This is a genomic window from Nostoc sp. CHAB 5836 (genome assembly GCF_020829445.1).
Taxonomy (GTDB): domain Bacteria; phylum Cyanobacteriota; class Cyanobacteriia; order Cyanobacteriales; family Nostocaceae; genus Nostoc.
The window spans coordinates 1-12,751 of the sequence record NZ_JAIVFV010000185.1 but is presented as its reverse complement, the minus strand read 5'-3'; the positions used below and the strand labels follow the sequence as shown (position 1 = coordinate 12,751).

Sequence of the window (12,751 nt, the reverse complement as noted above, 5' to 3'; positions counted from 1 at the left end):
GATCACAAATGTTGAGCAAGATCGGCAAAAACAGGATCATCAAAAATTATTAGTAGTTATAACGGCGATAGCTGGCTGTATCACACTTAGTGTTGGAGCGTGGTTTTTGCAGTCGCTAAAACCTGCAACTGATACTCAAAAAAAATTATATCAAGATGGAGTCAATAAATATGATGCAGGAAACTATGAAGGAGCAATTGAAGATTTCAATCAGGCTATTGAATTAAATCCGCAAAATGCTTTGGCTTATAATCGGCGAGGCGATGCTTATTATCGATTAGGAGACTACGAACAAGCACAAGCAGACTCTAGTCAAGCCATTTTGCTCAATCCTCAAGATGCTAATGCCTATTTTGATCGAGGATTTGCTTTTTCGGAATTAGGTAAGTACAAAGAAGCGATCGCAGATTATACTCAAGCAATTAAGTTAAATTCGGAGGATGCATACGCTTACTATGGCCGAGGGTTAGCCCATGTTCAACTGAAGAATAATAAAGGAGCAATGGCAGATTTTAGCAAAGCGATCGCTCTCAAACCTCAGTATACCGAAGCCTACTTGCAGCGAGGAATTCTCCGCCGTCGCCTCAGACAAAGACTTGAAGCAATCCAAGATTTTGATCAAGTAATTAAGATTAATCCTAGTGATGCTAAAGCTTACTATCAAAGGGGTTTAACTCAATCTATTAATAAACAACAATATGCAGCAATTAAAGATTATACGGACGCAATTAACATCAATCCCAAATATATAGAAGCCTATCTTAATCGTGGTGATGTTTACAGTGATTTGGGAGATAATCTCGAAGCTACTGAAGATTACAACACTATTTTACAGATTGATCCGAAATTTATTGCAGCTTATATTCACAGAGGTATGCACCGCTTTTCTTACGGAGATTATAAAGGCGCTATTGAAGATTACACCGCAGCACTGAAACTAGATCCTAATAATGTAGTAGCTTACAACAACCGTGGTAATGCCTATCTCGAACTGGGAAATAAAAAAGCTGCAAATCAGGATTATTCACGAGCGATCGCAATTAATGCTAACAATGCCTTAGCCTACTATAACCGGGGCGTAATTCGCACCAAGCAGAAAAATAAACAGGGTGCGATCGCAGATTTTAAAAAAGCCGCAAAACTATTCCAACAGCAAGGAGAACAAGATAATTATCAAGATGCACAGAGGGAAATTGCAATTCTACGAAATAAGTCAGCACCAGTAAAAAATACCCGCCCTAAATCTGGGAAAATAGAAAAAAATTGAGCTACGACTCAATATAGTATTAACTGTCAACGTCAACACTCTTAACGAGTGATTGTGCTATTTTACGACTAGTGGTCTCTCACATTAATTTTGCTGAGTTCGTAGTAAGCACTTCAGTGCTTAAAAATCAAGGACTAAAGTCCTGACTACGAACTTTTTACCCTTCATAACTAATGAGACAGACCACTAGTACAATAGACATCTGGTAGAAATTAAATATGCGTTACCCAGAACCCTTGTAGAGACGTAGCAGTGCTTCGTCAAAACAATTCTTTTTCACTCCTATGTCTAAGTACAGATGCAGCGTAAAATCGTGGCCAATTGAGGGTTGAAATTTAAACGCATAGGCGCCTCGCCTTCCCGCAGGGTAGGAACGCAAAGGGAAGCGCATAGGCGCTTCGCCTTCCCGTAGGGTAGGAACGCAAAGAGAATTCGCTACGAATTTATGAAATATTGTACTAAGCTAGTTTTAAGGGTTTGTAATAAGCACTTTAGTTTTTAGAAAATAAATATTAATGTTTTACAAGTAGACTGAATCAACCTTAAATCGGTAAACAAACGTGAATCTCCCATTGATTATTCGTGCTGAAAAACACAACGAGAAAACGGCGATTCTCGTTCCGAGAGGCTGCGCCAACGCTACAACAGACGGAGTATTTACATATCGGGATTTGCTACATATTTCTAGTCAAATAGCAACAGGTCTTATTCAAAATACAGAAGATTTACAGGAGCAGCGAGTTGCCTTTCTCATCCCGCCTGGGTTTGAGTATGTAGCCACTCAATGGGGGATTTGGCGTGCTGGTGGCATAGCTGTACCTCTGTGCATTTCCCACCCACGACCAGAATTAGAGTATGTTATTACCAATTCTGGAGCATCGATTATTATTGCTCATCCCAATTTTGAGGGTATACTGCGATCGCTCGCCCAAGAACACAATTTGCGATTTATCCTGACTTCAGAAACGCTCCCATCTAATATTGCTCATCTCCCAGAGGTAGATATCACTAGACGCGCTTTAATTCTCTACACTAGCGGTACAACTGGTAAACCCAAGGGTGCAGTTACAACCCATCAAAATATTCAAGCCCAAGTGACTAGTTTGATTACCGCTTGGGAATGGACATCTAGCGATCGCATTTTACATATATTACCTTTACATCATATTCATGGAATTGTCAACGTCTTGACTTGTGCTTTATGGGCTGGTGCGGAGTGCCATATATTGAGCAAGTTTGACACCGAAACCGTTTGGAGGCGAATTGGTGACGGTGACTTAACCCTATTTATGGCAGTACCAACAATTTATGTGAAACTAATTGCTGCTTGGGAAAATGCCTCTAAGGAACGCCAAAAAAGTATGTCAGAAGGCTGTGCTAAAATGCGCCTGATGGTTTCTGGCTCGGCAGCATTATCGGTTCAAGTTTTAGAAAAGTGGCAAAGCGTCAGCGGCCATTTTCTGCTTGAGCGCTATGGGATGACGGAAATTGGGATGGCGCTATCGAACCCTTTACACGGTGAACGGTTGTCTGGATATGTGGGGAAGCCTCTGCCTGAAGTTGAAGTAAGATTAGTTGATGAAAGCACAGAGTTAGTCCCACCCGGAACCCCAGGAGAGATCCAAGTTAAAGGGCCTGGAGTCTTTCTAGAATATTGGCAAAACCCCCAAGCAACTGCCAAAGCCTTCCAAGATGGCTGGTTTTGTACTGGAGATACCGCCGTAGTTGAGAACGACAATTACCGGATTCTGGGACGAATGAGTGTGGATATTATCAAAACGGGAGGGTATAAAGTTTCAGCTTTAGAAATTGAAGAAGTGTTGCGAGAGCATCCAGATATTCAGGAATGTGCAGTGGTTGGAGTTGGCGATTTAGAGTGGGGTGAGCGGGTGTGTGCGGCGTTAGTATTGCAAGGGTCACAACCTTTGACATTACAAGCTTTCAGGAGTTGGGCAAAAGAGCGATTGGCAATTTATAAAGTGCCAACCCAAATTTTGACAGTTGAAGAATTACCGCGCAACGCTATGGGTAAAGTGATTAAACCGACAGTGGTTGAGCTATTTGCGATTCTGAAACATAATCAAGCAGACCAAGATGTGCGTCCAATGTGATGAACGAAACTGTTTACATCGAAACCAGTATTGTTGGCTACTTGACTGCTAGACCCAGCAACAACTTGATCCTGATGGCTAATTTAGAAGCTACGCGAGAATGGTGGGACAGACGTCGCAATCAGTTTATGCTCTACATTTCTCAAGTGGTTTTGGATGAAGTAGCACAAGGCGATATAGAGATAGCAAGGAAGCGACTTGAAATAGTGCGTGATTTTCCTTTGCTTGAAGTCAGTGAAGCCGTTCAAAATTTAGCAGCACAATTTCTTGCAAAAAGTAGCCTTCCATTAAAAGCCGCTGATGATGCGCTTCATATTGCCGCGGCTACAGTTTACGGATTGGACTATCTGTTAACGTGGAACTGTAAGCATATTGCCAATGCTCAAATCCAGAAGAAGCTAGCCCAAATCAGTCTTGATGCTGGATACGAGTTACCAACCCTTTGTACACCCTACGAACTAATGGGAGAGTAGATATGTGGAAAGATGAAATTCTTGAAGAGATTTATAGAATTCGAGAAGAACATGCAAAGTCTTTCAACTACGACTTACAAGCAATTTGTGATGATTTGCGACAAAAGCAAGCTGTAAGTAGTCGGCAGATCATTTCACAGCCACTCAAACAACCCAGTAGACACCATAGCAAGTCACTGCACCCGACTAGCTAAAAGTTATTAAGCAGCGATGTGCAACTTTCTCTCAAACCTAACCCCCAACCCCTTCCCTACTAGTGTTGGGCAGGGTGGTTTCATACGAAAAAAGAAAAATACATCAGTCTTGATTTATCATCATTTTGACCCCTCTCCAAACCTCTCCCCGAAGCGGGGAGAGGCTTTGAAACCCAGTTTTATTTTTTCTCTGCTTGTATGAAACCACCCTGCTTCCCTACTAGCGTTGGGGAGTAAGATTCAAAGCCTCTCTCCTAAAAGGAGAGAGGTTTGGAGAGAGGTCAAAATATTAAGTTGCACATCGCGTTTTATTGACACTCCCCTGCCTAAAGGCGAGGGGATTCTTAAGACCTCACGGCCAAAATATCCTGTTTACACAGGTTCCCAGGCTCACCACGTTTGCACTCGTCGTGCGTAGTGATATCTCCTCAAGGGTTTTTCGGGCGTAGACTTTCCCCCAGCCCGGGGGTAGGTTTTTAAATCTTGTACTGATTGAATTATTCTAACATGGCTGAGTCCTAAAGGACTCAATTAGCCTTCATCCCTTGCCTGAAGTACGGAATACGCAACTACGTTGCTGTTCCTCAAGGGTTTTCGGCATATTTTCTATAAAAAGTGCAAAAATGAGCCTTTGAACTTCAATAGACCTCTTGCAAAAGTCACGTAACACCCCACCCCCAGCCCCTCCCCGCGAGCGGGGAGGGGAGACTTTGACGCTGCGTCAAAGGCGGGGTGGGGTTCTTTTTTTTGATTTATGCAAGAGGTCTAATGTTGACCTTCTGAGGCTCGATGTTGCACCTTTTATCCTCGAAATTGCGGCTTTGAAGCTCAACTAACAAACATATCTAAACATTCCTGAATTTACAGGGGTGAGGGTGTAGTAAAATTTGCTCACCTTCGTAATGCGGAACATGGCTTTAGACTTCTCCGGTGAAAATCTCCGAGGACGCAACTTCAAAGGACAAGACCTTGCGGGTGCAAACTTTAGCTATGCGGACATCCGAGGAGCAAACTTCACTAACGCTAATTTAACAGGCGCGAACTTCAGTCATGCCAAAGCTGGACTGCAACGCGGTTGGGCAATTTTCCTAGTTATTGTCTCGTGGCTGTTGTCGGGACTGTCAGGATGTTTATGGTCTGTCAATGGTTATTTGGTGTCACTAATATTTGATACTTCCAGCTTAGAGAATCAGATTCGCGGCTGGACTGCCCTAGTCGTATTAATTGCCTTTTTCTTCGTCACAATTTGCCAAGGAGCCGTAGCTGGAGCCGGAGCGGTAGCTGTAGCTGGAGCCTTAGCCGTAGCCGTAGCTGTAGCTGGAGCCTTAGCTTCAGGCGGAACCAGAGTTGGAACTGGAGCTTTAGCCGGAGCCGGAGCCGGAGCTTTAGCTGTTGCTGTCGCCGGAGCCTTAGCCTTGGCCGGAGCCGGATCTGGAGCCAGAACTTTAGCTGTAGCCGGGGCTTTAGTCTTAACCGTAGTCTTAGGCATAGCCTTAGCCAAAATCGGAACCGTAGCCGGAGCTTTAGCCGTAGCTGGAACGTTAGTTAGCATTTACATCAGTTGGCGAGCCATGAAAGGAGATCAAAAACACTCCTTAATTCGCAATATTGCGATCGCTTTTGCTGCAACAGGAGGTACAAGTTTTCGTGGCGCTAATTTAACTAATGCTGATTTCACCCAAGCCATACTCAAAAGTACAGATTTCCGAAACACTATTCTTATCTGTAGCCGTTGGTATCAAGCCAAAATGCTTGACCGTGTTCGCCCTGGTTTAACTTATCTTCAGAATGCACAAGTACGACAACTGCTAATTACCGGACAGGGACAGGACATAAACCTTGACCGTCAAAACCTACGAGGTATCAACTTACAAGGAGCAAATTTAGCAGATACCAGCTTTGTCGGCGCTGACCTCAGTGAAGCCAACTTACAAGATGCCGATTTGTCAAGAGCAAAGCTGAAGCAAACGCAACTAGACGCAACCGATTTAACAGGTGCAAATCTCACAGGTGCGTACATTGAAGATTGGGGGATTACAAATACAACTAAATTGCATGGGGTAAGGTGTGAATATGTCTTTATGCGCTTACCCACAAAAGAAGACCCCGACCCGCTCCGCAAACCTGATAATAAGCAAGAGGTATTTGCAGACGGCGATTTTGCCGACTTTATCAAGCCAATTTTTGATACCCTCGACCTTTACCATAATCAAGGCGTTGACCCTCGCGCGATCGCGATCGCTTTAAAAAACCTTGCCGAAAACCATCCCGAAGCTGAGTTAGAAATCGTCGGAATGGAGAAACGCGGCGATGATAAAATCTTGCTCAGAGCCAAAACCGCCCCAGGTAGCGATAAATCTCAACTGAGTGCAGAATATTTTGATGATTATAATCAATTCAAAGCTTTATCGCAGAGTCAGCAATTATTGCTTGTAGAAAGAAGCGAGCGCATTCGTAGTTTAGAAAATATGATTACAACTGCATTTGGACAGCCTAAATTTTATACACAAGGAGATACAAATATGTCAGATATTAGCGGCATCAATATTCAAGATAGCAGTAATGTTAGCGGTATCGCTGGCAATAATTCTATTGCTAATCTAGGAATCATTACTGGTAACGTGAGTATTGCCCTCAATCAGTTACCTGATGCAACCGATGCCGATAAACCAGGCATTAAAGAATTATTATCGCAGTTGCAAGATGCAATCATCCAATCCACATATTTGTCAGAAGAAGAGAAATCCGAAGCTTTAGAACAGGTAAAAGCTTTAGCTGAAGCAGGTAAAAATCCTCAAGAATCAACTAAGCAAAAGACTGCAAAAACTGCAATCACCATGTTGAAAGGGATATTTTCTAGTTTACCTGCGATCGCTTCTCTGGCGGAAGCTGGTAATAAATTATTCCCTGCAATTTCTCAATTATTCGGTTTGGGATAATTTGTCGCATTATATTATACCTGGAAATTACCCCCCTTGTCAAGGGGGGAGACCGGAAATCTATAGCAGTTCCCAATGCATCGCGGGGGAGAGCGGAAAGAAATCCGGTTCCCTCCCCAATACATACGGGGAGGGTTAGGGTGGGGTAATTTCCAGATTCCTAAACTACTTTTAATATGAGTGACTTAGTTTTTCTACCCGCTCATCAACTTGCTCAGATGATTCGCGATCGCCATGTCTCTGCGGTCGAAGTGTTCGATGCTTACTTGGCGCAGATTTATAAACACAACTCAAAGCTGAATGCAATTTGCACCTTAGACGAAGACAATGCTCGTACCAGAGCAAAGCTTGCGGATGAAGCCCTAGCTAGAGGAGAACACTGGGGCGCTCTGCACGGTGTCCCTATTACGATTAAAGACATTTTTGAAACAGTGGGACTCCGTACCACTGCGGGTTACATTCCACTCAAAGACTACATTCCTCAACAGGATGCCACCGTTGTCGCCAGGCTGCGAGGAGCAGGAGCCGTGATTCTCGGAAAAACCAATATGGCGGAACTGGCTGGTGATTTTCAAAGTACAAATTCTTTGTTCCCACGGGTAAATAATCCCTGGAATCTTGAGTATACAGCAGGTGGCAGTTCTGGAGGTAGTGCTGCTGCGGTTGCAGCCGGACTTTCACCATTAGATATAGTAGTTGGTGATTTCCGGCATCCATTGGGGTATTGACAAATGGTACTAATTAAGTCAGTACGAAAAAACCCAAGTATATTACGAAACGTAAATAGGCTTAAAGTCCTTAGAGCCTATTTATAAAGTAAATATTAAGTAGGGTGTGTTACGGCTGTATAGGAATTTGAGGGTTTGAGAAAGTCCAATTTAGCCGTAACGCACCATATTTCCAGGTGCCGTACTCTCAGCTTTAACGTACCCGACAATTTAAGGTTTACTTTATAAATGGTCTCTTACTAATCACTAATAGACATCTCCAGAATGTAGAGACGTAGCAGTGCTACGTCTCTACAAGGGTTCTGGGTAACGCATATTTAATGACCAATGACCAATGACTAATGACCAATGACAGCCTTTGCCCATTAGCTTTATTTGCGCCGACCTACTTAAACTTCAAGTCAGGTGATGACAGTGCTTGAATTTTATCCAGTTAATTAGCGATTAAAGGTATAGCGATCGCCACCATTTATTTAATTAACTTGTAGTTGCCTTAATTTATTATTTGCCGATAGTAGTAGCTCTTGAGCTTTTAGATAAACTGTTGTGCCATTTTGCACCTTTTCTAATTGATTAATAATACTCTGCAATTGGCTCAACACACGATTGCGCTCGACATCATGAACATCAGCAGGAATTGAAGCCAACAAGCTTTTGATTTCTCGTTGCGCCGCCTCCAAAGCCTCCACAGCATCTGTCTCAGCTTGCCGTCTCACCTTAACTTGACCTAAATTAGCTTCATAAATTGCTAATAACTTCTGTGCTTCGGTATAACCCGCCACGTCTTTTGCAGGAATCTCTTTGAGCCGCTCAATTGCCTCTATCCACAAATTTTCTATCTGTCGCCATTGGGTTACGGTGTGCGGCGGATTTTGACCAGCTTTGGCAGCTTGCCAGGAAAATTGCTGTGCTGCGGTAATTAAGGCACTGATGCGATCGTTCCCTGCTGCCAATCCAACAACTTCCTGAAACTCACGCTTATAATTATCTAGTTGATTTTGTATAGTTTTTCCTGCCAGTGTTTGACCAGGAATTTGCTCAAATTGATTAAGCGCCCTCTGCCAAGCAGCCGTTGCAGTCTGTTTATCAGTTGCTGTTGTAGCCCGTTCATATTGCTGTTTGGCATTTAAGAAGGTCTGCATATTATCGGTAAGCAATGACTGAGCATTCTTTTCCTGAAAAACCTGAGCTTCTAGCTGACCAACTTTACTCCGAAATGCATTAAAACCGTAGATGCTCAACCGCGAATCATACCACCAATATCTATATTCTGACCAATCGTTAACAAAGGAAGTTGGTAACTGATCTAGATGTTTTTGTGCTTTTTGTAGCTTCTGTTCTCCCAAAGCCAAATCCGCAGAACTAGTAGCTTTTTCAATCAATTGTTCAGCTTGCTCGACTGATACCAACGCCTGCCGATAATGATTATCCATACTGATGTAGCTGGGTAGCAACAAAAAAGGTGCATGGAGCATCACCGGACGGCGAATCACCGGGTAAGGCTGGTTTGCCACCCAAATTACACCACCGGGAATGCCTATTAGTATTGCTATCCAAATAAGTCTACTACCTATACCCCCCTTGGGTTTGCTATGTGGAAGAGGAGGGGATGTTTTGAGAACCCGCCTCAATAACTCCATTTCATGCTCTAATTCAGCAAGGTTTTTGGGGGTTGATGGTGTTGCAGGTTGCTTTTGCACTACAGTTTGAAAACTTGCAGCAGAGGGATCTATCCCAGAGCTATTTGGAGCATTCTTACGTAGGAAATTCCAGTTAATTTTATTTAAAAAAGCCATATATATAGCCAGTACTGTGTTGAGTATTCCCAAAAAACATAGGAACTACAACAGTTTTTCTTTGCCACCCCAATTTATAGAAAATATGCCGAAAACCCTTGAGGAACAGCAACGTAGTTGCGTATTCCGTACTTCAGGCTGCGTGATGTTCGCGCTTGCGTCTCCCCTTGGGAGAAGGCTAATTGAGTCCTTTAGGACTCAGCCATGTTAGAATAACTCAATCAGTACAAGATTTAAAAACCTACCCCCGGACTGGGGGAAAGTCTACGCCCGAAAAACCTTGAGGAGATATCACTGCGCCCTATGGGGCTTTCCGTAGTGAGCCTGGGAACCTGTGTAAACAGGATATTTTGGCCGTGAGGTCTTAAGAATCTCCGCGCCTTTAGGTCGGAGAGTGTCAATGAGCCGACACAATTTTTAAATGATTTTCCAGATGTTAGGCGCGAACAGGGCAAATAAGTAGATTGGCGTAAACAATTATCGTTGGGAGCAAGAAGCAGGGGGAAAAGGGTTTGAGCGTTGTTTACTTTTCTTCATACAGTTGGGTTTTATTGTGTCAACTTACTTATCTGCTCTACTTGCATAAGGTAGGATAGATATGAATTTAGGAGGCTGTGGATATGGCTCCAGTATCGAATGGACAGACAGCTATAATTCGCACAGAATGGGGACTGACGATCGCAGGAACACGCATCACCCTCTACGACGTGATGGATTATGTGACGGCTCAGTATCCACCAAAGTTTATTGGCGATGTTCTCAACCTCACCAGAGAACAAGTAAATGCTGCTCTATCATACATTAAGGAAAATCGTACCGAAGTCGAAGCTGAGTATCAAACTGTGTTGCGGGAAGCTGAGGAAATCCGGCAGTATTGGGAAGATCGGAATCGAGAACACTTTGCTCGAATTGCAGCAATGCCGCCTAAACCCGGTCGAGAGTCTTTGTGGGCAAAACTCCACGAACAGAAAGCAAGACACGCAGGGAAGGCATGATTTTCTTGATTGACCATAATCTTGAAAGACATGCAGTAGTTTTGTTAGGTAACATTGCTAATCAAGGTTGGCTTGAGACTGTCCCGATGCGTTTCGTCTCCTTTCAAGAAGTTGAGCTATCAATCGATAGCAATGATCGAATTGTTTGGCGCGTTGCTCAAGCCAATCAGATGATTCTTTTGACAGCCAATCGAAAGATGAAAGGTAAGGATGCATTGGAGAAGGTTTTGCGTGAAGAAAATAAATCCAATTCGCTTCCTGTGATCACAATTGGTAATGCTGATAGGGTTTTGGATGAACGAGCCTATCGAGATCAGTGTGTAGATCGGCTACTTGAAATTGTGATTGATATCGAAAATTATTTGGGAGTCGGTCGCCTGTTCATTCCGTGAGGTAGTATAAGAGGTTGCCCAACACAGTGATTATCAAGTACGAACCGTTGTGAAGATGAGACAGACAAGAAAAACGGTGAGCTATTGCAACTTATGGCTCAAGAAGGTTTTACAATCTTACTGATCTATATCTAAATAGTCAGAAACCCCACGTCTAAAGGCGGAGGCTTGAAAAAGTCCCTAATGTGACATAACTAGGACTAGGCGTCAATAACTTTTAAATTTGGAATTTTATGAAAGCAGTTGGTATTGACTTAGGCACAACTAATTCCGAAGTGGCAATTGTCGAAAATGGACAGGTGCGCGTATTGCCAGGTGAAGATGGCGATTTGATTTTACCTTCCTGTGTGGGGTTTAGCGATACGGGTAAACTGTTAGTGGGACGCGAAGCCCTCCGTCAGTATGCAGCAGCACCGGAACGCACTGTCAAGTCAATCAAGCGCTGGATGGGAACTGACCATAAAACCACTTTAGGAGATAAAGAATATTTACCTCATGAAGTTTCCGCTATTATTCTTCGCGCCCTGAAACAACGGGCTGAGAATGTTTTAGGCGAAACAATTACCCAAGCAGTGATTACGGTTCCAGCTTATTTTACAGATGCTCAACGACAAGCAACTAAAACTGCTGGCGAAATCGCTGGTTTGGAAGTACTGCAAATTATTAATGAACCAACGGCGGCAGCTTTAGCTTATGATTTGCGATCGCAAGAGACAGAAAAGGTTGTAGTTTATGACTTGGGAGGCGGTACTTTTGATGTTTCGGTAGTGGAAATTACAGGGGAAGTCACAGAAGTATTCGCTAGTCATGGCAATAACCGATTGGGTGGAGACGATTTCGACAGGCTTTTGCAACTGCATCTGGTGGATCTATTCCGCAAACAGCACGGTGTAGATGTGCCAGATGATGCAGCAACCCAGGCGCGTCTTTTAAGAGCAGCAGAGCAGTTAAAAATTGACCTTAGTTCCCATGCTTTTGCTACAGTCCGCGAAGCATTTTTGGGTAGCAAAGGCAAAACTGCACTACATCTAGAGACAGAAGTAGCGCGAACAGATTTTGAAAAGTTGATTCGCCCATTATTACAAGAAACCCTAGAAGCAATTGACCGTGCCCTCACAGATGCTAACCTAGAAGCCAATGACATTGACCGGATTATTCTAGTTGGTGGTTCCACACGCATTCCTTTGGTGCAAGAAATGATCGCCAAGCATCTGGGACAAACTCCCACCGATGGTATTCAACCAGACCTTTGTGTGGCCTTAGGAGCAGCTTTGCAAGCCGGGGTGCTGGTAGGTGAATCTGTGGACGCCATTCTTGTAGATGTGATACCCCATTCCCTCGGTATTGCTGCGGCTGTACCCACAGCAATGGGTATTATGCCAGGTTACTTCAGTGTAATTATTCCCCGCAATAGCGTTGTTCCCGTTTCCCGCTCTCATGTTTATTCCACCTTGTTTGATGAGCAAAACGCGGTAGAAATCGAAGTTTTTCAAGGTGAAAATGCGATCGCTGAAGAAAATGTTCCACTAGGTTCCTTTAGAGTAGAGAACTTACCACCTCAACCAGCAGGAAGTATTCAAGTCGAAGTTCACTTTGACTTTGACCTGAATGGTATCCTCACCGTCACCACCACGGAGAAAAGCAAAGGACAACAAGGGACGCTAATAGTAAATAATGCCGGCATACAGAAACTTTCCAGCCATGAATTGAAGCAAGCAAGGGCAGATTTAGAAGCATTATTTGAAAGTGATGAAAGTGTTGCTAGGTCAGGTGTTAAACGATCTATACGCACTGCTGTTTCGATATGGCTTACCCCATACTCTGCTTGACTTCGTGCATCTAGCAGTAATGGCCGT

9 protein-coding genes and 1 pseudogene are annotated in these 12,751 nt (G+C 43.5%); 9 read left to right on the top strand and 1 reads right to left on the bottom strand.

Annotation, left to right across the window (positions count from 1 at the left end):
- The 6 genes and pseudogenes from LC605_RS26570 to LC605_RS26545 all read left to right on the top strand — a co-directional run.
- Positions 1-1,267: tetratricopeptide repeat protein (locus LC605_RS26570; RefSeq protein WP_229550492.1), on the top strand; the 1,267-nt coding region annotated here is incomplete at its 5' end.
- 560 nt (positions 1,268-1,827) lie between these two features.
- Positions 1,828-3,378 carry an acyl-CoA synthetase gene (locus LC605_RS26565; protein WP_229550491.1) on the top strand — a complete coding sequence of 517 codons (1,551 nt, stop codon included), beginning with the start codon at positions 1,828-1,830 and terminating at the stop codon, positions 3,376-3,378.
- A complete protein-coding gene (locus LC605_RS26560) occupies positions 3,378-3,851 on the top strand; it encodes a type II toxin-antitoxin system VapC family toxin (RefSeq protein ID WP_229550490.1) in 474 nt (157 codons plus the stop codon). The genes LC605_RS26565 and LC605_RS26560 overlap by 1 nt, the downstream gene beginning before the upstream one ends.
- 2 nt (positions 3,852-3,853) lie before the next feature.
- On the top strand, positions 3,854-4,045 hold the full coding sequence (locus tag LC605_RS26555) for a hypothetical protein (RefSeq protein ID WP_229550489.1): 192 nt from the start codon (positions 3,854-3,856) through the stop codon (positions 4,043-4,045).
- Positions 4,046-4,956: 911 nt separating this feature from the next.
- Positions 4,957-6,984, top strand: a complete 2,028-nt coding sequence (locus LC605_RS26550; protein WP_229550488.1) for a pentapeptide repeat-containing protein — start codon at positions 4,957-4,959, stop codon at positions 6,982-6,984.
- 176 nt (positions 6,985-7,160) lie between these two features.
- Positions 7,161-7,676, top strand: a pseudogene (locus LC605_RS26545) (amidase); the annotation flags it as partial.
- 509 nt (positions 7,677-8,185) lie between these two features.
- Here LC605_RS26545 and LC605_RS26540 read toward each other — a convergent pair.
- The gene (locus LC605_RS26540) at positions 8,186-9,508 is read right to left on the bottom strand and encodes a hypothetical protein (RefSeq protein WP_229550487.1); all 1,323 of its coding nucleotides are present in this window, start codon (positions 9,506-9,508) and stop codon (positions 8,186-8,188) included.
- Between the two features lie 620 nt (positions 9,509-10,128).
- Between LC605_RS26540 and LC605_RS26535 the strand changes: the two genes are divergently transcribed.
- The 3 genes from LC605_RS26535 to LC605_RS26525 all read left to right on the top strand — a co-directional run bounded on the left by LC605_RS26535 (position 10,129) and on the right by LC605_RS26525 (position 12,724).
- Positions 10,129-10,503, top strand: a complete 375-nt coding sequence (locus LC605_RS26535) for a DUF433 domain-containing protein (RefSeq protein ID WP_229550486.1) — start codon at positions 10,129-10,131, stop codon at positions 10,501-10,503.
- Positions 10,500-10,895, top strand: a complete 396-nt coding sequence (locus LC605_RS26530) for a DUF5615 family PIN-like protein (RefSeq protein ID WP_229550485.1) — start codon at positions 10,500-10,502, stop codon at positions 10,893-10,895. The genes LC605_RS26535 and LC605_RS26530 overlap by 4 nt, the downstream gene beginning before the upstream one ends.
- Positions 10,896-11,128: 233 nt before the next feature.
- Positions 11,129-12,724 carry an Hsp70 family protein gene (locus LC605_RS26525; RefSeq protein WP_229550484.1) on the top strand — a complete coding sequence of 532 codons (1,596 nt, stop codon included), beginning with the start codon at positions 11,129-11,131 and terminating at the stop codon, positions 12,722-12,724.
- Positions 12,725-12,751: the final 27 nt, after the last annotated feature.